The organism is Sphingomonas sp. Leaf38, assembly GCF_001421825.1.
Lineage (GTDB): Bacteria > Pseudomonadota > Alphaproteobacteria > Sphingomonadales > Sphingomonadaceae > Sphingomonas.
On the sequence record NZ_LMLD01000008.1, the window covers coordinates 166,383 to 189,710 of the forward strand.

The 23,328-nt window shown below is 62.1% G+C and carries 25 protein-coding genes and 1 tRNA gene; 17 read left to right on the forward strand and 9 right to left on the reverse strand.

Annotated elements, in window-relative coordinates:
- The 11 genes from ASE88_RS01890 (at position 1) to ASE88_RS01940 (ending at position 13,068) form a co-directional block, all read left to right on the forward strand.
- The gene (locus ASE88_RS01890) at positions 1-651 is read left to right on the forward strand and encodes a DUF6441 family protein (RefSeq protein WP_056474696.1); all 651 of its coding nucleotides are present in this window, start codon (positions 1-3) and stop codon (positions 649-651) included.
- Positions 651-1,094 carry a hypothetical protein gene (locus tag ASE88_RS01895; protein WP_056474699.1) on the forward strand — a complete coding sequence of 148 codons (444 nt, stop codon included), beginning with the start codon at positions 651-653 and terminating at the stop codon, positions 1,092-1,094. The genes ASE88_RS01890 and ASE88_RS01895 overlap by 1 nt, the downstream gene beginning before the upstream one ends.
- 13 nt (positions 1,095-1,107) lie before the next feature.
- On the forward strand, positions 1,108-2,049 hold the full coding sequence (locus tag ASE88_RS01900; protein WP_056474703.1) for a phage tail tube protein: 942 nt from the start codon (positions 1,108-1,110) through the stop codon (positions 2,047-2,049).
- Entirely contained in the window at positions 2,049-2,618 is a 570-nt protein-coding gene (locus ASE88_RS19090; RefSeq protein WP_056474705.1) for a hypothetical protein, read from the forward strand. The genes ASE88_RS01900 and ASE88_RS19090 overlap by 1 nt, the downstream gene beginning before the upstream one ends.
- Positions 2,619-2,798: 180 nt before the next feature.
- On the forward strand, positions 2,799-5,513 hold the full coding sequence (locus ASE88_RS01910; protein WP_056474710.1) for a phage tail length tape measure family protein: 2,715 nt from the start codon (positions 2,799-2,801) through the stop codon (positions 5,511-5,513).
- A 44-nt stretch (positions 5,514-5,557) separates the two neighbouring features.
- Positions 5,558-6,109 (forward strand): hypothetical protein, encoded by a 552-nt coding sequence (locus ASE88_RS01915; RefSeq protein WP_056474714.1) that lies wholly within the window; start codon positions 5,558-5,560, stop codon positions 6,107-6,109.
- Positions 6,110-6,111: 2 nt separating this feature from the next.
- On the forward strand, positions 6,112-6,711 hold the full coding sequence (locus ASE88_RS01920; protein WP_056474717.1) for a hypothetical protein: 600 nt from the start codon (positions 6,112-6,114) through the stop codon (positions 6,709-6,711).
- Entirely contained in the window at positions 6,708-7,145 is a 438-nt protein-coding gene (locus ASE88_RS01925; RefSeq protein ID WP_056474720.1) for a DUF6950 family protein, read from the forward strand. Before ASE88_RS01920 ends, ASE88_RS01925 begins: the two co-directional genes overlap by 4 nt.
- On the forward strand, positions 7,142-9,406 hold the full coding sequence (locus ASE88_RS01930; RefSeq protein WP_056474722.1) for a hypothetical protein: 2,265 nt from the start codon (positions 7,142-7,144) through the stop codon (positions 9,404-9,406). The genes ASE88_RS01925 and ASE88_RS01930 overlap by 4 nt, the downstream gene beginning before the upstream one ends.
- A 14-nt stretch (positions 9,407-9,420) precedes the next feature.
- The gene (locus ASE88_RS01935) at positions 9,421-10,038 is read left to right on the forward strand and encodes a hypothetical protein (RefSeq protein ID WP_056474725.1); all 618 of its coding nucleotides are present in this window, start codon (positions 9,421-9,423) and stop codon (positions 10,036-10,038) included.
- A gap of 60 nt (positions 10,039-10,098) precedes the next feature.
- Positions 10,099-13,068 (forward strand): right-handed parallel beta-helix repeat-containing protein, encoded by a 2,970-nt coding sequence (locus ASE88_RS01940; RefSeq protein WP_056474728.1) that lies wholly within the window; start codon positions 10,099-10,101, stop codon positions 13,066-13,068.
- Here the strand turns inward: ASE88_RS01940 and ASE88_RS01945 are convergent.
- Positions 13,038-14,105, reverse strand: a complete 1,068-nt coding sequence (locus tag ASE88_RS01945; RefSeq protein ID WP_082466064.1) for a glycosyltransferase 61 family protein — start codon at positions 14,103-14,105, stop codon at positions 13,038-13,040. The two genes, ASE88_RS01940 and ASE88_RS01945, sit on opposite strands and share 31 nt — an antisense overlap.
- Before the next feature lie 103 nt (positions 14,106-14,208).
- Here ASE88_RS01945 and ASE88_RS01955 point away from each other — a divergent pair, with 103 nt between their 5' ends.
- Genes ASE88_RS01955 through ASE88_RS01965 form a run of 3 tightly spaced genes read left to right on the forward strand, consistent with a single transcriptional unit; the run spans position 14,209 to position 15,831 of the window.
- Positions 14,209-14,748 (forward strand): hypothetical protein, encoded by a 540-nt coding sequence (locus ASE88_RS01955; protein WP_056474736.1) that lies wholly within the window; start codon positions 14,209-14,211, stop codon positions 14,746-14,748.
- A complete protein-coding gene (locus tag ASE88_RS01960) occupies positions 14,748-15,158 on the forward strand; it encodes a hypothetical protein (RefSeq protein ID WP_056474738.1) in 411 nt (136 codons plus the stop codon). Before ASE88_RS01955 ends, ASE88_RS01960 begins: the two co-directional genes overlap by 1 nt.
- 49 nt (positions 15,159-15,207) lie before the next feature.
- Complete coding sequence (locus ASE88_RS01965) at positions 15,208-15,831, forward strand: hypothetical protein (RefSeq protein ID WP_156356858.1); 624 nt, start codon at positions 15,208-15,210, stop codon at positions 15,829-15,831.
- Here the strand turns inward: ASE88_RS01965 and ASE88_RS01970 are convergent.
- From ASE88_RS01970 to ASE88_RS01975, 4 genes are all read right to left on the reverse strand, one after another.
- Complete coding sequence (locus ASE88_RS01970; protein ID WP_156356859.1) at positions 15,788-16,147, reverse strand: hypothetical protein; 360 nt, start codon at positions 16,145-16,147, stop codon at positions 15,788-15,790. The genes ASE88_RS01965 and ASE88_RS01970 overlap by 44 nt on opposite strands.
- Before the next feature lie 55 nt (positions 16,148-16,202).
- Positions 16,203-16,388 (reverse strand): hypothetical protein, encoded by a 186-nt coding sequence (locus ASE88_RS18620; protein WP_156356860.1) that lies wholly within the window; start codon positions 16,386-16,388, stop codon positions 16,203-16,205.
- A gap of 227 nt (positions 16,389-16,615) precedes the next feature.
- The gene (locus ASE88_RS18625; RefSeq protein ID WP_156356861.1) at positions 16,616-17,512 is read right to left on the reverse strand and encodes a hypothetical protein; all 897 of its coding nucleotides are present in this window, start codon (positions 17,510-17,512) and stop codon (positions 16,616-16,618) included.
- On the reverse strand, positions 17,473-17,694 hold the full coding sequence (locus tag ASE88_RS01975; protein ID WP_056474743.1) for a DUF6471 domain-containing protein: 222 nt from the start codon (positions 17,692-17,694) through the stop codon (positions 17,473-17,475). Before ASE88_RS01975 ends, ASE88_RS18625 begins: the two co-directional genes overlap by 40 nt.
- Before the next feature lie 37 nt (positions 17,695-17,731).
- Between ASE88_RS01975 and ASE88_RS01980 the strand changes: the two genes are divergently transcribed.
- The 3 genes from ASE88_RS01980 to ASE88_RS18630 all read left to right on the forward strand — a co-directional run bounded on the left by ASE88_RS01980 (position 17,732) and on the right by ASE88_RS18630 (position 19,013).
- On the forward strand, positions 17,732-18,073 hold the full coding sequence (locus ASE88_RS01980) for a phage antirepressor KilAC domain-containing protein (RefSeq protein WP_082466066.1): 342 nt from the start codon (positions 17,732-17,734) through the stop codon (positions 18,071-18,073).
- 65 nt (positions 18,074-18,138) lie between these two features.
- Positions 18,139-18,579, forward strand: coding sequence for an HIRAN domain-containing protein (locus tag ASE88_RS01985; RefSeq protein ID WP_056474749.1), 441 nt, complete (start codon positions 18,139-18,141; stop codon positions 18,577-18,579).
- A gap of 47 nt (positions 18,580-18,626) precedes the next feature.
- Positions 18,627-19,013, forward strand: a complete 387-nt coding sequence (locus tag ASE88_RS18630) for a hypothetical protein (RefSeq protein WP_156356862.1) — start codon at positions 18,627-18,629, stop codon at positions 19,011-19,013.
- A 462-nt stretch (positions 19,014-19,475) separates the two neighbouring features.
- On the opposite strand, the gene ASE88_RS01990 is transcribed toward ASE88_RS18630, so the two are convergent.
- From ASE88_RS01990 to ASE88_RS02010, 4 genes are all read right to left on the reverse strand, one after another.
- Entirely contained in the window at positions 19,476-19,673 is a 198-nt protein-coding gene (locus ASE88_RS01990) for a hypothetical protein (protein WP_056474752.1), read from the reverse strand.
- Between the two features lie 40 nt (positions 19,674-19,713).
- Positions 19,714-20,361: a hypothetical protein gene (locus tag ASE88_RS18640; protein WP_156356863.1), complete on the reverse strand. Its 648-nt coding sequence runs from the start codon at positions 20,359-20,361 to the stop codon at positions 19,714-19,716.
- A gap of 1,957 nt (positions 20,362-22,318) precedes the next feature.
- Positions 22,319-22,394, reverse strand: a tRNA-Lys gene (locus ASE88_RS02005).
- 298 nt (positions 22,395-22,692) lie between these two features.
- On the reverse strand, positions 22,693-22,962 hold the full coding sequence (locus ASE88_RS02010; protein WP_056474758.1) for a hypothetical protein: 270 nt from the start codon (positions 22,960-22,962) through the stop codon (positions 22,693-22,695).
- Between the last annotated feature and the right edge of the window lie 366 nt (positions 22,963-23,328).

A 23,328-nucleotide genomic window follows, 5' to 3' on the forward strand; every position in this document is an offset into this window, starting at 1 on the left:
ATGCAGATCGATATTGGGCTGCCCGACTTCTCGGCGATGATGTCCGAAATGGAAGGCGGGATAGCCAAGGCGGCGACCGCAGCAATGCGCGAGACGTCGAAGCCGGCCGTCACAGAGTTGCGCGAGCAGGTCACCACGAACGGTATGGGCCAACGCCTTGCGAACACCTGGCGTGACCGGGTCTATCCCGAGAAGCGCGAGAGCATAAACCCGTCGGGCTACATCTGGTCGAACGCGCCAGAGATCATCGACAGCTTCGTGCGCGGCGCGACCATCCGCCCGGTGGGTGGCGGCAAATACCTCTGGATCCCGACCAGGAACGTGCCCCGTGCCCGCGGTAGCAGTCGAGCGTCATCGACCAAGCGCATGACACCCGACCAGGTGCAGGCCGAATTCAATCAAGAGTTCGTGATCCTCAATGGTCGCGCTGGACGCTTGCTGGCGTTCCTCGCCCGCGATCGCCGCACGACGAAGTCCGGCGGTCTCCGGAAGCCCACCAAGGGCCGCATGGCCCACGGCAAGCTGGAGCTCACGCTGATGTTCACACTCGTCCGCACCGTCAAATTGCCCAAGCTGCTCGACCTGAAGAAGCCAGCCGACCGCTGGGGCGACGCCTTCGTATCAGCCTTCGAACGTCGACTGGCCGATTGATGTCGAAGCGTCTCGACGTCTTGATCGCGGTCAAGGATCTGATCGAACTCGCCCTGCCCGGCGCTAAGGTACTGGGCCTGGACGGAAAGGAATCGCCGCCGGCGACGATCCCCGCAGCCGGCATGGTCATCGTCCGCACCGGCGATCCAGGTGAGCCGGAATACACCTTCAGCCCCCTCACCTATTTCTACGACCACCGGATACCGATCGAGGTCTCCACTACGGGCAGTCCCGGTATCAGCAGCGAACAGGCGCTTGACGAGATGCTGGTGGCGATCGGCGAAGGCATCGCCCTCGACCGGACGCTCGGTGGCCTGTGCGACTGGCTCGACACGTCATCGGCTGGGACGGAAGACATCTACACCGAGGGTGGCGGCCAGCCTCCCCGGGGCGCCGAACTCATGATCATCGCGTCGTATTCCACGACCAATCCCCTCGCCTGACAGGAGACCTATTATGGGTAGAGCACGCGGCCAGAACGCCATCATGGGCCTTGCATTCGAGACCACCTACGGCACCCCACCTGTGAGCGGCTATACGAAGCTGCCGTTCGTTTCCTCGCAGCTGGGCGCCGTCCAGCCGCTGATCGAAAGCGATCTGCTCGGGCAGGGGCGCGTTCCCTTTGACCCAATCTACGATATCGTGACGAACGATGGCGATGTTGCGGTCCCGCTGGATGCCCGGGCGATCGGCACGTGGATGAAGATGCTGTTCGGTTCACCCGTGACGACCGCGGTCAGCGGTGGATACAGCCACGTCTTTACCTCGGGTATGCCGACACTGCCTTCCGCATCGATCGAAATCGGCATGCCCGATCGGCCGGCATATTCAACGCACTATGGCGTGTGCGCGAACACGCTCCAGGTGAATATGCAGCGCTCCGGCCTGACTACCGCCACGATCGGCCTGATCGGCAAAGGTGAGACCGTCCCGTCTCTCACCTCGAACGCGGGTTCGCTAGCGTCGCCAGGGGCTATCGATAGATTCGCTGCGGCGCGCGGCGCCGTTGTAATCGACGAGCAACTGGCTGGCGAAGTTACGCAGGCAAACTTCAGCTTCTCGAATGGCCTCGACAAGGATGAGACGATCCGGCCTGACAGCGAAATCAACGGGATCGATGCAGGCATGCCGAGCGCGTCTCTCTCGCTGACGACGAAGTTTGCAGACCTGGTGCTTTACAACAAGGCGACATCCGGCGCTCCAGCCAGGATCACATTGCAATGGTCGCTCGGCAATCAGGGCATCAGCATCACGATGCCTCGACTGTTCCTGCCCCGCGTCAAGCGCCCTGTAACGGGTCCCGGGGGTATCATGGCCGAATTCAATGCGATCGCGAGCTCCGCTGGTGGCCCTCTGGTCGAGATCGTGCTTTCGAACGACGTCGCGAGCTACGCCTGATGCTCGTCGCACAAAAGGCGCAGGCAGAACCCCTCTGGACCCCGGTGATGGGCGCGAGCGTACTGTTCGCGCCTATCACCCGACCGATGTTGCGTCGCGCGCGCCGCGCCGCTCTGGAGGCGCTCGGAACCGACGGCGCGGAGGGTGGCGAGACCGCGTCGGTAACCGAGCAGATGGAGGAGCTCGGCGATGCGCTTAGCTTTGCTCTGATCGTTGCCGGCGTACTCGATTGGCGTGATGTCTGCGTCATGGCCGATGACGACGACACCGGTACCGGCGTCCCGCTCGAATGCACGGACGAGAACAAGGCAATGCTTCTCGCCGACCCGCTGACCTTCGAAGCGTTCGACGCTGCGTATGTCATCCCGTTCGTCCAGCGCGAGCGCGAGCGTGCCGCGCCGGGAAAAGAATCGTCGCCCTCGCAGGATGGCATTTCGACGCAGGCGACGGGGGAGCGGATTATTGCCGGCTCACCTGCTCCGCTGGCGACGGCGACCGATGCGCCGAATGCCCCTACGTCCTCCACGAAGCGCAGACCGAAGCCGAAGAAGACGTCTGGAACGTCCTGACCGGTTGCGACCGCCAGCTGCGCGTTGGCGGCGGCGGTCAGCCTTTCGCGCTCGATTTCGCCGCGGTCATGACGATGGGCCAAGCACTCGACGTCGATATGCAACTGCTCGCTGACGTGCTGCCGGCTGTCGAAGCCGTGATCGTCAACCGCCTCGCCGAGGCATCCGAAGGGGAATAGCATGGCAAACCCAGCTTCAATTCGCCTCGGCACCGTCGGTAAGGCGCAGGTCAAAGCCGATCTTGCGGAGATCGGTAGCGCTGGCACAGCTTCGTTCAAAGCTATTGGCGATGCGAGCGATGTTCAGGCGAAGCGATGGTCGAAGTCGTACGAGAATGCCGGCAGGGACGTCGAAGCGGCTCTGGAGCGGCAACGCCTGGCCGCGGCCAAGATCTCAGCGATCATGCCCCAGACGGCCCTGCAGATGCAGGTCAATGCCGCCGCTGGATCCAACACACGATTCGGTGGTGGATACGCGGCATCGGCAGGTGACCGACAGACGAGTTCGGAAGGGTCGGCGAGGCAGTCCGCCATGGCCTTCGCCGCGCTGGCAGCTGAAGAGGAAAACCTTGCCGCTCGGACGCGGGCGCTCGTCACGGCAATCGATCCAGCGTTCGCCGCGCAAGAACGGTTCAATCGCGAAATCGGTGAAGCTCGCACACTCGTAAGTGCCGGCACGCTGTCGCTTGACCAGTACGTGGCAAAGCTTCGTATAGAGCAGGCCGCGCTGGAGAAAGTCACCGTCAGCCAGGGCATGGCGCGCAACTCGGCGGGGCAGCAGCGCGCGGCTATGCAGGGCCTGAGTTACCAGTTGCAGGATACGTTCACCCAGATCAGCATGGGCACGAACGTCCTGCAGGTCTTCGCCATCCAGGGTGGGCAGGTGGCAGGCCAGTTCTCCAGCCTTGAGGGCAAGGCGGGCAACTTCGCGCGATTCATGATCGGGCCTTGGGGGCTTGCTATTACTGCCGGCCTGCTCGTGCTCGGACCGCTGCTGAGCAAGGTTCTGAACTTCAGCAGCGCAATCGACGATGCCGTTGGCAAGCTGAAAAAGGACGCCTCCGAGACCGAAATCAATCGGCAGGCGAAGGAGCGTTTCGGGCGCTCGGTCGAAGGCGTCGCCGCGTCGATCCGAGAGCAGGCCGAGGCGCTTGATACTGCGGCTAAAGGCGAGCGGTCGGCGGCCGAGCGAGCCAACATCCTCGCGAAGGAGAACCTGAAACGAGAGATGTCGATCCGCGGGATCACGGCCGCTATGCTGGATCAGGCGATCGCTCAAGAGAACGTCGACAAGCAGCGGTCGCAAGGTCCCGGCCAGCGAGGCGAGCTTGGCACGCTTGCTCTGACGGAATCGTCGGGTCGGGTTGCTGGCTTGCAGAACCAGCTGAAGGCGAACCAGACCGCGATCGATGAGGCCAAGCGCAATCTCATGGGTACGCGCATCGACCTTGCGACCGAGTCAGCGGCACGCGCGGCGGACCCGATGGCCCGGATCAAGAAGCAGTACGACGATCAGGCGATCGCAGCGCGCAACGCGGCGCGCACTCGGATCAAGGCCGGCCAGGACGTCGACGGCGCGCTCACTCGCGAACTCGCAACGATCGAACGCAACCGGGCAGCAGCCGTTAAAGCCGAACAGGACAAGCAGAAGGCTCTCGGCGAGACCTCCCGCCAGTACGGCCGTGAGGTCACCTCGCGCGAAGCATCTGCGATCGCCCGTGCCGCTGGCCTGCAGGTCAACAGTGCCGACCGGAGCGCCGCCCGGCAGCAGCAGCTTTATGATGCATGGATCGCCCAAGGTAAGCCGAAAGAGAACCCGGTCGCGAAGCCCGGCACCAGCGCGCACGAACGCGGCAACGCTCTCGATATCCAGTTCGAAGCGGGGGTCACCGCCAAGAAGATCAAGGATGCATTTGCGGCCGAGGGCGTCCGGCTGACGAAGGTCTTCGCCGAAACCGGGCACTGGCATATCGAGTGGTCGAAAACCGCGGCGCAGCGCGCGGCATCTGCGGATGCTGCGAAGGATACCCGCGATCTCGCCAAAGCCAATCGCGAACTCGACAGCGATCTTGAGGAGGTGGTGAAGCAATTCGACCCCGCGCGCGCCGCGGCCGACGAATATGCTGCATCGCTCAAGAAGATCGCCGCTCTCCGGGGGGCTGGGAAGATTACGGCGGATCAGGCGGGTGATTACTCATTCGCCCTGCTGAAAGAGCGGCAGGAGAAGGCGGCAACGCAGATGGCCGCATCGTTCAAGACGATCTTCGGCGAAATCGAGGATCCGTTTGCAGCCGGTAACGCATCATGGCGTGCCCAGCAGGACGAGCAGATCGGCGCTTGGGATGTCGAGAACGAGCGCCGGCAGCGCGTCCAGCAAGAAGGTGTCCGCACCGTCGCCGGGCTCTACCGCAACCTCATGAGCGGCGGGACGCGCTCGATCTTCGACTCCTTCAAGGAGATGGGAATCAACGCGATCGCACAGCTGGCGGCGAAATGGACGATGAGCCAGATCGGAAAGCTGAGCGGATCGGGCGGACTCATCGGGTCATTGGCATCCCTCATCAGCGGTAAACCCAAGGTCGGCAGCAACGCGACCGGTACGGAATATTGGGGCGGCGGCATTTCGCTCGTCGGTGAGAACGGGCCTGAACTTGTCTCGATGGCGCGCGGTTCGCGCGTCACGCCTGCGGCCGAAACTCGGCGGATGCTTTCGAGCAACGGTAATAGCCGGGGAGGCCATACCATTATTATCCATGCGAATGATGCCGTGCTCGCCGAAACCGTCCGCGGCTGGGTGGCCGAGGGTATCGATATCGGCGCAGCGCGCGGTGCGATGGGTGGCAGTGAGATGGCGGGTCGCAACCTCTCGCTAGCGCAGAACAGGGCCCTAGCCTGATGGCAACCGCCCTCCCCACGGCCCGCCCGCCTAAGACTGCCACGATGCGTCCGCTCGATTTCGGCGCATGGCAAACGCCAACCGGGCCGGGTGCTGCGCAACGGCTCGAGCGCCTCGGTAGCCGGTTCGCGCTCGATCTCGTCACCGGCCAACTGCGCTGGATTGAAGATCGTCGCGCCTGGATCTCCGCGCTGCTTCGCGGCGTCAGCGACACGGTGCTCTATCCCGTGCCTCAGCCGGGGCTTGTGATCGGCGACCCTGGCGCTCCGCGCATCAGCGGATCCGGGCAAGCCGGGCAATCGCTCGTCCTGACCGGATTTGCCGCGGGGTACGGCATCCGCGACGCGCAGATGTTCAGTATCGTCATCGGTGGTCAGCGCTTCCTCTATGCAGCGACCGGCCCGGTATCAGCGGACGGAAGCGGCGCGGCGACCGTGCCGATCTGGCCGCCCCTGCGGCGATCGCCGAACGCCGACGACGTGTGCGAATTTGCGGTGCCGATCATCGAGGGTGCTCTTTCCGGCAATGAGAAAGGCTGGACCGACGAGCGCGCGCATACCGTCGGGCTGAGCCTGACCATCTCGGAGATCGAATAGCCATGGGCGAATTCACCTCTGCGATGCAGGCCGCCATGGCCGCGCGCGTTGTCCGCATCTTCGGCGCCGTGCAGATCGACTTTCCGGGCTACTCCCTGCGTCTGATCGATGGGCCTGGTGCATTCGCTACAGCACCGTGGAATCTGTTCGTCGGACGGGATCCGCAGTTCGGCACGATCGAATCGATCGACAGCATCTCGGACGGCACCGGGGACGAAGCGCCGCAGATCAGCCTCACGCTCAATCCGTCGCGCGATGCCGCGGTCGCCCAGCTTGCCGCATCGGCGATGCAGGGCTCGCGCGTCCGGTGCTGGCTTGGCGTCGTGTCTGCTGGGACTGGCATCGTCGTTCCCGACCCCCTCCTGCTGTTCGACGGCAAGCTTGACGTCGCGACCATCAATTGGGGCAGCCGCAAGCGGACGGTCGATTACGACATTGTCAGTGAGTTTGACCGGTTCTTCGACCTTGAGGAAGGGATCCGGCTTTCGGACAGCCATCATCAGGATATCTGGCCGGGCGAACAGGGCCTCGCCTTTGTCACTGGTGTCGCTGAGACAATCCCATGGGGCACCAATAATCTCGGATCGGTGGCGTTGAAATGAGGTCGCAGCACGTCATGGTCGCGCGGCGCGACGCGGCGCAGGCAACCCTCGACCGTTTTCAGGACGTTCCGCACGCCTGGGGCCGGTTCGATTGCGCCAAGATGACCGCGTTTCATCTGCGACAGCTCGGGTACCGCGTCGGTATATCGAAGGCCGGCGAGTATAGCAGTCTGCTCGGCGCCAAACGCGCGCTTGCCCGTCTCGGCTGGCCGTCCGTCAGCCATGCGCTTGACGAGGTTCTGCATCTGCCGCGGATCGGGTTTGCATCGTTGCTCGTCGGTGACGTGTTGCAGATCCCCAGCGAGGATGGTCTCGATGCAATGGCGGTCGCGCTCGGCAATGGTCGCGCGCTTGGCTACCATCCCGATGCACCCGGTGCGGTCGTCGTGCAGCCGATCGAGATCACGGCCGCTTGGCGTGTGGTGCCGAAGTGAGCAAGTTCGCAGCTAAAGCCGCCCTGCTCGTTGGAGCGGTAGCGCTCGCGGCGACCGGCTTCGGCGCGGTTGCTAGCGCCGGCCTTCTGGGCGCGGGGTTCACCGTATCCGCAGCCACGGCAGCGACCGCGTCGTTATTGGCAACTGTGTCGACTATCGCGACGATCGCTTCGGTGGCAGCTGGTGCGCTATCCCTTGCTTCGGCACTGACGGCGAAGAAGCCCGATGGCACCGCGGGTGGCTCACAGACGGAGTTTACCGCCGATCCGAATGCCGGCGTCCCATACCTCATGGGGCGTACGGGCACGGCGGGGAACATCGTCTTTCGCCGCGCGAGCGATGGCTGGTCGGCGAACACGCCGAACGATCTGCAGGATCTGGTGACGATTTTCTCGGGTGCCGGCCCGATCGATGGCTATGAGCGCTTCACGTCGGACAAGGGCACGATCAGCTTCGATGGCGCCGGCAACGCGATCGGCGATTTTCGCGACAAGATGTTCCAGCGTACCCAGCGCGGGCTATGCCCGGAGAGCGCATCGCTGACCGTTCAGGCCGGATCCTCCGCGCGCCCGAATGGCTGGACGACCGCGCACAAGCTCTCCGGTCTGGCAGCCGCGATCTGGCGCCTGCGGTACGACAGCAAGCAGCGGTTCTTCCAGAATGGCGTGCCCGCGCCGCTTTGGATCATCCGCGGCGTGCTCACCTATGACCCTCGCCTGGACTCGACCTATCCAGGCGGCAGCGGGTCGCATCGGCACGACAACGAGGCGACCTGGACGTGGTCGGAGAACCCATACCTCCACGCGCTGACGTGGTGCATCGGACGCCATCAGAACGGCAAGCGGGTCATGGGCCTTGGCGCGGCGATCGACAGCATCATCGTCTCCGACTTCGTCGAGGGCGCGAACATCGCGGATGCGAACGGTTGGAAGCTTGGCGGCGTCGTCTATTCTCGCCCGGACACGAAGTGGAACGTGCTGAAGCAGATGCTACAGGCCGGTGCTGGCGAACCGTTGAAGACCGGGGCGCGGATCGGCTGCATGGTCAATGCGCCGCGCGTATCGCTTGCGACGATCACCGAAGCGGACATCATCGGCGATTCCAAGCTGGCCGCGATGCAGCCGATCCGCAGCCGCATCAACACGATCATCCCCCGCTATCGGTCGGAGACCCATCAGTGGGAGATGGTGCCCGCTGCGCCGATCCGCGTGCCGGAACATATCACCGAGGACGGCGACGAGCGGTCGAAGGAAATCACCTATTCGCTCGTCCAGGACGTCGAGCAGGCGGCGACCCTGGCGCGCTACGACATCGAGAACACACGCGAGCTCGGACCCGGCACGTTCCCGCTCCTTCCGAAATGGATCAACTACAAGGGAGGCGACTGCGTCACGATCCAGCGCGGTGACCTGGCGCCGCTAAAGGTGCTGATCCTTCGCCGCACGATCGAGCCGTCGACGCCAAAGGTCACCTTCGAAGTCCGATCGGAGACCGACGGCAAGCACGCCTTCGCGCTCGGTCAGACGACGTCGCCACCACCAACGGCATCTGTCGGCGCCTATGACCCTTCAGTCGCGGCCCCGGCCTCTACCGACTGGACGGTCTCCGGCGTCACTCTCAACGCCAATGGCGTATCGATCCCGGCGATCGTCGCCGAGGGATTGGTCGCTTTGGCGACGGCCGACGCCGTCATCTTCGATTATCGTCCGTATGTGGCAGGAACCGCAGCACAGGACGGCTGGATCGGTGCCGGGATCGACGCGCCGACGATCAACCGAAAGGAGTTTACCGGCGTCACCCCAGGAACCCAGTACGAGGTCAGCATTCGCTATCGCGTTCGCGGTGTCATCGGCGATCGCCGTATTCTTGGGCCGGCGACAGCCGGATCCTTCGGTGCCAGCCGCGCAGCGTACCAAATCATCGGGGCGACCCAGTCGATTATCTACCCCGTCACCAGCTTCAATACGTCGATTCAGATCGTCGCGTTCGAAGCCAACATCGACGACGGGCGCCGGATATCCTTCCCCTCGGCAACGATTTCCGGCCTGACAGCTTCGACCGGCTACGTCGTTCTGTGGAGCCTTGCGAGCCAAAGCTACATCGTCGAATTGCCCTCTGGCACTGGCATCCTGTCGTCGGACAACGTCATCGTCCGCTACGTGTCGACCTCGGCCGAGGACGGCACCTATCCAAGCTCCCCGACGCCACCAGGCGGCGACGGAGGTGGCGGGTACACGCCACGCACGCTCCCAGACGCCTGATCAGGAGGGTCGCAATGCACGAAACCGTCCCGGCAAACCGGCGCGTCTACATGGTCATGCAGCCCGGATCGGGCGGCATGATGCAGATGCGGCTATCTCTCACGCCCCCGAAGTTGAACGATCCGACGGCGGTGTTCCTCCTCCGCGGCGTCCTGCCGCTCGGCAACGACATCACGCTCAACCTGGTCAGCGATCCGACCCAGGACGATGCCCTGAGAGGCCTTGCCGGCAAAGACGGGACCGACGGAGCATCGGCGTATCAAATCGCGCGGGCGGCCGGGTATGGGGGCACCCTGACCCAGTGGCTTGCCAGCCTTCGGGCGACCGACGGCAAGAACGGGGCGGACGGAAAGAGCGCCGCGGCCCTGCTCGGCACCGTCACTATCGGCCAGACCGCGACCGTTGCCCTCACGGCAGGCATACGACGCGTCGTCATCACCGTGCCGGCGTCCTTCGGCCTCGGAGCCGGCGATCCGATCATCCTTGTGCCTGCCAAGGCGCTCGACGGGTACGCGATCCATGATGCGGTCGCGGTGACCTCGACGACGATCAACGTCGGCATTTCGGCCCCGGTGCTCGCGATCGGAGCCAGCTTCTCGATCGCTACCAAGCTCTTCCGCCTCAACACCTAAAATCGAACTGGAGAACGGTATGACCAACCGGGCAGCATTGCGCGGCGCGAGGGCGCGCACGTGAGCATTCCAGCGATTCTCGATCGCAACCAGGACGTCCGCGTGATCCGCGGCGCAGCCTTCCGCTTGGTCATGAAGATCAAGCGGAAGGATGGCGCTCTCGTCGATCTGACTGGCATGTCTTTCCGCTGGAGCGTTTTTGATGCTCGGTCGACGATGTTTGCGGATATTCGCGCAACTGGTGCTGGGAACGAGGTAGCGTTTCCGATGACCGGTACGCAATCGGCTGCGCTCGTGGGAATCGGCCTGAAGCATCAGGTAGATCAGATCGTCGAGAATGGGTTTGCCCCATGGCTGGCGGGCAGCTTCACGACCTCCGTCGGGCCCTCTGCGGCTGTCGGTGCGGGCCCCAGCAGCGATATCCTGGCGGAGGTAGGGGAATCGTCTGGCATCGTCATCGTCAGCGCGGCTGGTGCGGCGGGTATAACCCCGTGGGAGGCCGCTGGAATTTCGTTCGCGGCATACGATGCGCAGCTGCGCGCGCCGGCGGTCGAGGCGGCCGCGCAGGCGGGCGCGGACGTCGACGCGAAGCTGGCCTCGGTCGACGGCATCCTCGGAGCGAAGGCGGATAACCTGATCGCGCCCTATGGGGGCACTGCGCGCACGGCTCAGCAGCGCGCAGCGGACGTCGTTCATAGCGCCGACATCGCCGGTATCGATCCGAGCGGTGTGGCGGATAGCACCGATGGCCTGATAGACCTATTCGAGCGCGCGTCGAATGCAGGAAAACCGGCCATCGTCGGGCCGGGCCGCTACCGAGTTGCGAACCGCGGGCCAGCGCTAGGCGGCGTGTACGCTATGTTGGCGGCGTCGCTCTTCGTCCAGTGCGATCCTAAAGCTTATATCTTCGCGGATAACCTTGATCACGACCTGATCCGATTCTCGGTGCCGTCCACTGGCGTCGAATCGCCCATCAAGATCACTTGGATTGGCGGGACGATTGACCAGTCGAACCAGAAAGTCAGCACGACCGTCCCGTTCATTGGATCGATCCCGCCCGTTAATCCAGGAGTGTCGGGGACCACCGACGGCATTTCCCTCAAGATGCTGGACGCTTCCGGCAACCCATGCTGCGAGTTCCTGCGCATCATCGGCACGACATTCACAGCCGGCACCCACTGGCAGGTCGCGGGTGGCGACGCGGCAATTTTCCCCGGTAGCGGGATCAAGGGCTTCGCGATCGTCGATTGCGAGTTCTACGGCTCGCGCGATACCGCCATCTACACCAGCGATGACGGTACACCCATCGTCGGCGAGGGTGGAACGGTTGAAAACTGCAAGTTTGTCAATTGCGTCGAGGGCATCGCCTTCAAGCGTAATTACAATAAGTTCAGCGTCATTCGTAACAAATTCACGAATTGCGTCGTCGGCGTCCGCACCAATCGGGTTTCCGGTGGGCAGCTGTTCGCAGGCGACGTATCCGGGAACACCTTCGACAAATGCACTATTGGCATTCGTCTTCAGTATTCGCTTTACGTAAGTGTCATGAACAATCGGCATATCAACCTGGGATGCACAGGCGCAACCGGTGCCGCGTACAGCCCCTACAACTTCCTCGCGCCAGTGTGGTTCGAAGGGTCGCAATACTGCAAGTGGAGCGGCGACACGGGCGCGAGCATCAATCCTCCGCATTCTGCAGGAAGCGCGACCGGAGCCTATCTCGAGGACTATACGCCGTCGGACATGCCGAATGGCTTTCCGTCGCTGTTCAACGAAATCACCAACATTACGATCATCGGCCTCAAGCGGCTGTTCTTGGAAACAGGCGCCACGGACTTCACAATCTGCACCGGGTGCGTGGAACATGGGACCACCGCGCCTCCTACGATCGTCGGCGCGCATACGATTTATGCGAAGCTTGATCTGGCGACGGGTCAGCGAACCTTGGGGGCTCTGCTGCTCGCTGACGGGACAGATGATGTTCCGTCGATCGGCAGCGCTATCCGTCCAACGGTCGGCTGGCGTCTCAAGCCGACCGGAGCCGCCTATGGGTCATCCGGCACCACCTACTTCGAGGTGTTCACCGACGGTTCGCCAACCATGTCTGCTCGGCCGATCTCGACCAACATCGGATCGGCAGCACTGCCGGCGCACACATTCAACAACGACCTGACGACCGGCATGTATCGACCCGGCACCGCGCGCGTGGCCTTTGCGGCCGCTGGCGTGTCGGTAATGGAGGCCTCGACCTCCGCCTTCAAAACGCCGTTCGGGCGGATCCGCGCATACCGCGAGATCTCGGCGAGCGGGGCAGTGAGCATCGCGACGGCGGATGACCTAGTGGTGATCCGCAAGACCGCGGGCGAGGCCACGACCTGCACCCTGCCCAGCCTTGACCAGCAGGGGCGGCGCGTCACGATCAAGGACGGCAAGGGGGATGCGAACCTGCGCCCGATCACGATCGTTGTTTCGGGCGGTGGCCTGATCGACGGGCGTACATCGACGACGATCGCAGCGGCCTACGGTTCGCGCACGCTGTTCTTCGATGGTGTGCAGTGGAACGTCGAGGCGACCGGCCTCGCAAGCCGCGCAACGATTGCCACCTCGGCGGTCGCGGCCGGCACGACCGGCAGCACTTCGGAAGTCACGCTTGCCACGATTGCGATCCCCGCGCTGGGACCGAACGACGCGGTCGAAGTCATCACGAACTGGTCGTTCACCGGCTCGACCAACACCAAGACGCTTCGTGTCCGCTGGGGGCAATCGTGGCTGAACTTCGCAGCAAGCGGTGCGACCACGGTCCGCATGGATGATGTGCGCCGTATCCAGAACCGCGGTAGCACGTCGTCGCAGGTCGGCCATGCGAATGCGTCAACGTCGCCTGGCACCGGGACAGGGACTGCGAATCAAGCGGTGGGCGTCTTGGAAACCAGCGTCGCAACGACGATGACGATCACGGCGACGCTCGCGGTCGGCACCGAAACCGCGACGCTGGAATCCTACCGTGTCGAGATCGTGCGCGCGCCCTGACCGGCTCGCACCTGCTCGATGTCGGCGAGTTGCGCTTCTCCGATTTCGGGCTGGCTGGCAAAGTACGTTGCCGCGTCAGCCCGCTCGGCTTCCCGATATGCAGACATTGAGAAGCTGCCCCGGATCAGGCCTTTTGCGACCATGTCATCGTGCAGGTCTTCCGGGTTGAGGGAGTAGCTCGGGGAGGACGGTCCGCCAGCGCCCTTTGCCGTCAAGCGCCGCACGATCGTTTCAGGATCCCCGAGGACTGTAAAGCTTGTACGGGGCGCGATGTGCGGGGCGAACAGGTGGCCGGTCGCGGCGCGGCGCGGGATCATGAAGACGGGCGCCGCGATCTTCGACAGGAGTTCGATCGAGTAGATGCTGCTTCCTTCAAGGAAGACGACGCTCTCGGCATTGCGGAGCACTGACGTCTGCTCGTGGATCGTCATTCGCTCGGGCACGACGCAGGTGTACCCGTTGGATTCGAGCGCGGCCGCCCAATGGCTTTCCCCAAGGATGGTGCCCTTGGCGATCATGTGCGTCCGGCCGAAATAGACCTTCTTCGGTGTGCCGGTTGTGCGGCTCAGTGGCAGCCCGTCTAGGTAATCCAAATGGGCAGCGCTGGGGCCGGACGCGAGGCGGCTGCCCGGCTCCGCGAATTCCATACGCTCGAATGCCGCGACGCCATTGACGAGCCGGACGTGCTCTTGCTTGACACCGAACAGCGACAGGATCTCTGAGATCCAGTCGGTGATCCCCCGGGTCTCCTGGAGCTTAGCAAAGACGACCTGATCGTGTCGAACCGGATCGAACGCCCATAGCCGGATGATCGAGTCCACCATGATATGGCCGAAGTGAACCTTGAGCGGGCCGCCATACAAGAAGTTTCCCGTTTCGACCCGCGGCTGACGCTCGCGAACGGATGGCATGAACCGGTCTCGGAACCGACCGCCGTGCAGTATTCGCGCATGAGCAGGGACTTGCGAATGATCAGGCCCGCCAACCCAACTCTTTTCGTAGCGGGCAACAAGCACGTCATTTCGTGATTCGATCATCTTCGCATCCTTGGCGCTCGAACTCCCATCTTACCCGATTCTGCAAGAGGGTCATCATGGACAATTTTACTATCGCCCACGGGTCCACAGGAAAGGATGACGCATGACCGCGACAGCCACGAGCAATTATATCGGGGAGGCTATGCGGGCGACCTCAGCGCTTGCCCCTCCCTCCCTTGCGGACAACCCGGGGCTGCTCGCCTGGAACCTGTTCGTCATGACCGCGGCAATGTGCCTTGGCCTGATGATGGCGGGCAAGCAGGCACGGCGCATTTGGGCGGCGCGGAGCATTGACCACCCGACCGACCCGGTATCGGTGTACCGGATCATCGTGCTGCTCGCGGGCTGCGCGGTCGCCAGCCGCGGGGCTGCAGAGGCCGTCAGCCTGTGGTCGTGGTCGTCGGGGGACGCCGATACGATCGAGCGGGTCGCGTTGCTGAAGCGCTGGCTCGATCCGCTCTCGGTCGGCTGCGGCTTCCTGTGGATGGCCCTGCATATCCTCGCCGAACCGATGCTTGAGTTCCAGTTGCGCAAAGCTCCCCTCCCCGTCGACATGTGGTCGAGGTGGCCCCAGCTGCGCCGACCGATCGCAATCCTTGTCGTGAGCCTGCTAATGGCGACCGCTGCCGTCGGGCTTAGGTAATGCGCGAGGGGGCTATCGCTGCGGTGCCGAGCGTGACGGCACCGGTCATCTGGTCGGTCCTTGGCTATTCGTTTCCGGCAGGTTCCATGTTCGTCGGGCTGCTCGCCTGCTTCATGGTCCGGCTGTTCATTACTCTAGACGCTGCGGGGCCCAAGCGTTGGGTGCTCGACGGCATCGTCACCGGGCTCGCCATGCTGATCACCGCTGTGTGGATCGTGGAGCACCAGGTCGACCTGTTCGCCGCGCTCGGCACCGGGGGCATGATCGGCGCGGTCGGCGCGGGCATCATTACCTTCTTCAAGAAGCGCGGTCAGAGCGCGATCGACGTCCTGGACGCGGCGCTACCCGGCAAGCCGGTCGTGCCTCCGGAGATGGCCGCAACCCTGCGGACACTCGACAAGATCGACTGACGCCAGCCTGCGCGCGATCGCCGCAGGCCAACCACATCGGAGACCACCTATGAACACGACGGCATCAAAGCCGGCGACCGCCCCTGCGCGCCCGGCGCACGGGCTGGCGTCTCCGGCCAAATTCTTCGCGTCGATTCGCCCGCTGTTCGGGACGATGACGCAGGCGCAGGTCGAGGGCATCCAGGCGAAGCTTGCCGCTTTCGCTGCGCAGGCCTCGCCCTTGGCGTATGTCGCGTACGGGCTCGCCACCTCGTTCCATGAAACCGCCCAGCGGATGCAGCCCATTCCAGAGATCGGACGAGGCCGAAACTATCCATATGGCAAACCGGGCAAGCATGGCGGTCAGGTCGCCTACGGCCGCGGCGATGTCCAGCTGACGTGGGATTATAACTACGAGCGCGCAGACAACGAGCTCGGCCTGAAGGGCACGCTGAAGTCCAATTATGATCGCGCGCTGGAGACGAAGATCTCCGCGCAGATCATGGTCCTCGGCATGACCGAAGGCTGGTTCACCGGCAAACGCTTCGCCAGCTACCTGCCGGCGACGGAGCGCGCGACAGTCGCGCAGTTCACGTCGGCGCGGCGTATCATCAATGGGATCGATCGCGCGGAGAAGGTGGCCGGATACGCTATGTCGTTCCAGGCTGCGCTGGTCGCTGGGGGTTGGGCGTAGGGTCCGCCCTTCCCTTCGCCAGCGCTTCGGTCAGGACGATGTCATGCGGTACGCCGATGTCGTCGCAGATGCGGGCGAACTGCGTCCCGGCCCAGGTGACCCGGAACTCTGGAGGTTGACGATCCTGTCCCGTCAGGGTGCGCCAGAGGTCGTCAAACGGTTCCCGGTTCTTCGACAGCGTGATCGAGTAGAGGTAGGCCAGCGCCAAGCGCACGCCGTGCTGTGGATGTCTCAGCGCGCCATCGACCCGAAGCCTTCTGATCGCGTCGTCGAGCACCACCAAGGCGATGAACGTCGTTCGGCTAGGCTTGGACACGGCGACACGACTCCGACTCGTCAGAGGCGTGAGTTACACCGTTCCGCTTTTGTTCTCAATTCGCGTTGAAGGTTTCCGCGTCGATGATCGCGTCGACCGCAGTGGCAACCCAGCGCCAGTCTTCGACGGCGACGCGATCGCCAAGCACGTCGCCCAACTGACCAATAATATAGACTGCGGTCAGCGCGCCATGCTCTGCAAGAATGTCGCACGCCTTCAGCATAACCTCACGATCGGTCAATCGGCTCTTCCTCGGTCTCGTCAAGGGCGGCAAGGATCGCTCTCACTTCGGGGATATAGCTTTCCCAGAATGGGCGGCCCTCAAACTCTGCGGTATGATGTAGCAAACGCACCAAGGCGATTACGGGTGTCCCGCCTGACACACCGGAATGCCATTGTTTGCGACACGATGCCTTTGCCGAGAGGGTCTAGAGCGTGTCTCAAATTATTCTGGCGATGTTAATAAGTTTAGTTGGAGCGATTACTTCGCCGGCAAAGCACGAGTTTTCCAGCCCCGTTTTCGTCAAGATAGTCCCGGGCGACTCGGTACTTAAATATAGTCCAATGTCGTTTTCCAAAAATATCTCTATAGCGGATAACTCCAGTGTAAATACCATGAGGCGCAACCCATGTTTCATTGGTTTCGTCCCAAGCCTTGATTAACCCAAGTGGAACTTTTTCTCTAAAAAGCCAATTTTGAACCTCGTTTGGGGGAAGATCAAACTTTACAAAGAATCGGTAGTCAAATCGAATTCTTGATTCCGGATGCGGACGCCACTTTACGGCTCCAAAACATTCCACATCGTGGGCGATCGTTTGTCCCGAATTTTTGAAGATGAGAGTAAAAGTCGGAAATGCATCAGGCATATAATGAGATACCGAAACATCGGAGACCGATATGTAGGCTCGCAGTTCAAGTTCGGCAGTTTTTTTCGAAATGTCGTTAGCCACTCTGGCTTCACTCAGCGACCTGTCGGTCTGCTCAAGGGATCGAAGCAAAGCTATGAGTCCGAATATGCCAATCGGAATAGACACAAACGCGATGATGGCAGCAATTATCCCGGCCCAAGCGGCGCGCTGCTGTGCGGTCAAATCCTGCTCGGCGCGAGCGGTTTCCTCGGCGGTCTCTACGGAATCGTAGACGCATTCAAAAAGGTCGGCACGATTAACCTTCGCACAGCGCTCATCCGTGCCAGCCTTTGCGGCTATGGCATGGCGGTGGGGTTGGGATTGGCGTTGCTCAGTCTGTTTTCCGTTTAGCGAACCAATTGCCCAGATAAGAACAAGTGCTCCGAATACTGCGAGACCGCAAAATCCGGCAATAGCTACAGACGAAGCTCTTTCGTCTCGATCGCTTCTAGGCATTGGATCAAAAACACCGGTGTAAATTTATCCCGCGCCAGCTTGTTCCTGATGTTTGGCTCTGAGTCCATCACGCCGATATCCGCTAGCTTGCCGACGAGCCGGGCGTAGGTGAAGCCCTTCCGCTTCAACTCAGCCTCGAGCATCGCCTTGACGCGATCCTCCCATTCCTTCGCCTCGACCATGCCACGCTCCAAATAGTAGCAAATAGCATCATACGCGATGCATTGGGCTTCTGCTGCGGTGCCGAAGCTCGAGGTGTTCGACCGGATCGCCAGTGCCGAGGGCAGTCTTTGCATCACCGACGCAGCGAAAAGCCTCCAGTTGCGCCCGAAGTCGCTGTTCGAATTTCTCCGCGCGCATGGCTGGATTTATCAGCCGCATGGCGGCCGCGGCGACATCGCCTATGCGACCAAGTTGCAGCAGGGGCTGATGGAGCACAAGACGACCACGGTGCACCACTCTGACGGCTCGGAGAAGATCATCACCCAGGCACGCATAACGCCGAAGGGGCTCACGAGGTTGGCGCAGAAATTTCCGCCGCCCGCTAAGCTCGCAGCCTGACCAGAAGAGCGGTCCCTCACCGGACCGCCCTTTCGCTATCTGACGCCGGCGGATACATCGAGCACATGGACGAGCTCACCACCTCCATCGTCGGCATCGACTTCCCGAACGAGGACAAGTCGAAGAGCAACAGGCGCATGGAGTGCATGCTCTGCGCCCCGGGTGACGTCGTCGAACTACGCCTCGAGCCGAAGAACCCGTTCGACGCGAACGCCGTCGCCATCTTCAGCGATCGCGGCACTCAGCTGGGCTACGTCAGCGCCGAGCGTGCGCCCCTGATCGGCAAGCGGATGAAGGAAGACGACGCGACCGCGGTCTTCCAGGCGATGCACGGGAACGGGGCCTATATCCGGATCCGGTTCGGAGGAGGGTTGCCTACCCTGCCCGACCCGGTCCCTGATGTTCCGAAAGCCCCGCCTCCCCGCCAGATGCGGCCGGCGCAGCGACCGGTGTACGATCCCCACGCGTTCTATCCCGATGATGAGGGGCCGGAGTGGGGAGCATAAAGAGAAGTGCGGTTGACCTGCTTGGGCTTCTAGGCCTAGCTACAGGTGTGAAGACCCCGCCGCACCTGCCTAAGCGTGCTGACCACTCGTTTCCTTCGGCGGAAGTTTTTACGAAGGAAGTGCCATATGTCAGCGGCGTTACATCACTAACGTCCCTACAATGGAAGATAGTCCGCTCAACTAGCAATTCGGCACTGGCGCTCGGGGGAGCAGTCGGCGCCATTTTCTCCTATGCTGTTCCGATCGGGGGGAGCTGGTTGCGGGGGGTGCCCGCATCCGTATCCGACCTAGCCAATCTAAAAATTGCGGTTGCTGTATCTATCATCATCGTCCTGATCGGCATTGCCGCTGACAAGCAGCGCCGCAAACTTTTTAAGACGTTTGATAAGCGCCTTCTTAGCGACGCTCATTTAGGTATCGAAGATGATTCCTGAAATGCTTAAAGCCAAACCGCGCGGGCCAGCGCCCACGGGGTACAAGCCGCCAAGCGAGATAATTCTCTGCAGTAACTTGTTGCGCAAGGTTAATTACATTTTCGAGGTTGCCAGTTCGGTCCATCCTATCCTTATTGGCGAGGGAGCTTTTCCGCGTGTCTGGCTCGCATCACCGACTAGCAATGCTCGGCAAGAGTGGAAGCTGGTTGTCGATGACAACGAGGCGATCCACCCGGCTTTCTTAGTTAGGCGGGAACCGACAACGTTGACTATTATGGCTGGAGCCACCGTCGTCTTACGTTTAACGACCGGAAATGTATCGCCAATCGTCGTTACCGACCTTGATCTACGGCCTATCGGCCTTAACATCACCGGCAGCCGAGACCGACTACTAATTGGAAATCACTCGCTTTCTGAAAATGAAATTGCAAACAGCCAAGTGGCGTTCGGCGTAGGCCCCGCCTAGCTATTCTCCCCATCGGTATGGTCACGGGCGTTCTCAATATCGAGGGTGTGCGTAGTTCGGCGGGCAAGCTCTGCGCGCTCGCCTGCGAGAATGATCCAGGGGCCGCTGCTGACGTCGTGCTGGTAGCTGCCCACCCGTGCCTGGCTCTCCAGCGTCATCACGTAGGCCAGTTGCTCCTGCGCTTCCTTCGTCATGCTCTCTCGCTCCTGAGGTTGGGATAGAGGGTGTCGATGATCATGGGGCACCGCGGCGCGTGCCGAGAAAGTTGAGATGCGGAGGCGGCTTGCGATATGCGCGCACGTTGGCGACGGCCTCTTCGAACGACATTCCCTCGTTCTTCATCCGCTTCTGCAGCCAGCCATAGCTCAGGCCCAGCGCGGCGGCGGCATCGGTCAAGCTGATGCGTTGGCCCTCATGCTGCACGAACACGGTCCGCCGCGTGTTGCGCGCCTGCTCATGGGGTGTTGCCCATCGGCAGTTCCCGGGCCTGTATCCTTGATCGTTATTGACCCGATCGATCGTCAGATGTTCCTGGTACCCGCTGCACATTGCCCACCGATAGAACGAGGCGAAGGTCTGCCATCTCTTGCAGACGGCGATGCCGCGCCCGCCGTAATTCGGGTCGTCGAGGTTGCTGCAACGAGCCATCATGCCCGACCAGATGGTGAATACCCGGGTCTTGCTAAGCCCGGGCGGGTGGACGGCGCGGTGGCAACCGCACGACGTTGTCCCGCCGGATCGCAGGTTGTTGCCATAGACCTCCGACGATCCGCCGCACCGGCACCTGCATTTCCACTTCAGCCGCCCCCGCAAATCGCGACATTCTCCGACCACAGTCAGGTCGCCGAACGACTGGCCTGTGAGGCTCGCGTGCGCGCTCATTCCACGGCCCTCGCGCGCATGTTCTTCATTATGACATTCGAAGCCGCAAGGAGTGGGAGCAACGGGCGGTCAAATAGCGAACATGTCAGAACGGATATTGAAATCATTGGAAACCCGCTCGACTGTTAATCGAGTGGCCGTAGGTTCGAATCCTACTCAGGGAGCCATTTCCTCGTTCATGAGGGTGCCGAAAAAGCCGCCGAGGCTTGCAAGACCGTCCCCTATATTCGACCCCCTATATTCGACCGTCGAAAAGGTCGGGCGTGAGTCCGGGGCATTCCACGTCGGGGCACTTTGGGGACACCGGGGTTGCGCATCGGGCTTCATCGCACGATCCAGCGCACGCAGCGCAAAGTCACGGTCGCGGTCGAATCATCGCGCGTCTTCAGTCAGATCGCAGGCGCCGAGCCTGAACGACAGACTTTTATCAGCGCCCGGCACCACGCGGCAAAAAGCTGCGGCATGGCCGGCGATCAAGCCGTATCCAGCCTATGCGATCGCGCCATCGATCATCTGCCGTGCAGCGTGACTGCTCTGCCGCACTTGGCGCGCCGGCTATCTGTTATTACCATTCGGTATCGTACCGCGCGCGGCGCTGTACTGCGAAGCCGGGCCATCGCAACCTGGAGGTTGCTAGAGGCGATAATGACCCAGCCAGCACATGCCACCCCCGAAGTAGCATGGTGTGCGACCATGGTCTCTTCACTGTCGGTCTTCCCCTATCCGCCGTCACCGCATCATCCACAACGCCGTGGCTCGTCCAAGGGGCGTGGTTACGGGGATAAGCGCAATAGTGGTCGCCCTAGCAGACCCCCGGATTTGATACGGCCTGATCACGACGGTGAGAATTCATCCGCCATGGCCGAACCGCCTGGCATTATCGACCCAATGTTCGGACGACCCGAATAGCGTCCGCAACATCCTGTGCCCTCGCCGACGTGGAGGCGAGCATCATCGCTGCGCTAAAGGCGCTTTTTTGAATTGATCCATTTTGAGCCCCCCTGCCAAGCGGCTGACATGGAATATTTATCAGTACTTCAGCGCAATTGGCCCCTGTCAGGGTAGATTATATGAAGTCTGATCCCTTTGGAGACCTGCACGACAGACGTGGACCCGTCAGGGCAGAGGGGGCGTGTCGAACCCTTCCCGCTTGAACCGTAGAAAGCCACACAAGGGGGCGCTTTCTGTTGCAGCACGTCCCAGCGCCGAGCCGCGATCTCGATGCCGTGATGCCACCCGCCGACGAGGCGCGGCACGCCGCCCAAATGGCGGAGTGGCTGGCTCAGAACCAGCCTTCTGATCGGTCGGCTCCTGATCGACGCCGCCTGGCCCCACAGGCACGCGATCGGACCACGCCTGATCGAGACGGTCGAGCCCGCCACGATCAAGACCACAGGACATCGTCAGGCGGCCGCTGGACCATCAAAGCACGACGTCTGCGTCTGCCCAGTCAACGCAGCATCTGCCACCCCCTGCCTTCCATCAGAGCCACGTGTACCGCAGCAGTCCGCCCCTCATAGGCATCAAGGTTCATGAGCGTGACGAGGTGCATGGCCTCCCCCGCTGGATACTCGAAAGGCAGAGTGGCAGATAACTCCGACTGCTCGGCAAGGGTCGGTAGGACATACGGAAACTTGCCAGGCAGCGATCAAACTTCGTGCTGCCGTGGGGGGCCAATGACCGGCAAGATCGGACACCTCAACGCTGACCGACTGCGCCTTTGAACGCCGCAGATCGAAATGCCCCGGTTGGTGCTTTTAGCGCCGGAGACGGCCCAAATGCCCATCCCCTCATTGTAATCGTTTCATGCGGTCAAAAAACCGACGGGCATCGCGGCGCGTTCACATAGCCCGCTTCACTCTGCCGCTAAGCTCGCACACGCAATAAACGCTGCGACAAGGCATGCTCAACGCTGGCATTCTGTCAATGCCACTAGATCTAGCGTTTTCAGGGGAAGTGGTGGACGCACTTGGGCTCGAACCAAGGACCCGCTGATTAAGAGTCAGCTGCTCTACCAACTGAGCTATGCGTCCATTCCGGGGCGGTTTGAGTGGCGCCTTGGTGTGGCGCCCCGCTGCTGGAGGCGCGCTGTTAGCAGACTCTTTGGGGCCTGCAACCCCCTTTTCGTCGAAACGCCGCTCTTTTGTCGATTTGCAGCCATTTTCATCGACAGCATTGCGCTCGGCGTGTGCTCGCTCTCCCGCTACGAATAGCGATCCAAATCAAAACATGCCTGGTCGCGAACACGGTGCCTGGGTGGAATGCGTCCAGCGCACTCAAGCCGCTGCCAAAGAAATGCCCCCTCGGCCGACTTCGTCCAGGCCCCTGAAATCAGAGCGTACGGCGATGCTTGCCACCATATTTGCGGCCGATGTAATTGCCGATCTGCGCGACCTCTGCCGCGGCTGCACGCGCGCCGTTCATCTGGCACGGGAGCGGATCGCTCGCATGGTCGCGTGCGCGGCGTTGCACCGTGTCACATAGCTCTTCGATATCCGCGCGCGACAGGATGTTCTTTTCACGCAACAGGCAAATCAGGCTCTGCAATATCACGAGGTTCTTATCCTCGGGATCGGCTTCGAGTTCCGGGTATGTCGCCATGGTGGCTCTCCTTAATCCACTGCCAGCGAGAGTATGCCTTCTCCTCGAACTTGCAAGCGATAAGAATTGCACGATAAACCGCGCTGCCAGAGCCGTCGCCGACGCACCGATCCAGCTAGCGGGCGGGCAAGACGGCGCCTTATCGCTGACCGCAAACGCGTTTCGGGTATCTTGTAGAACAGCGCAAAGCGCCTCAGCGGCGACCGCAGAGGTATCTGCAAAGAGCGTGGACCAATGTCAGCCCCGGCCGGCACGCCAGGGCCCCTCGGCGGTGTCACATCAAGATCTCGATGGTGTCGCCACCCACATCTTCAAGCGTCGCGCGCAGCGGTGGCGGATCACTTCCTTATGCGCTGCGACGCCGGC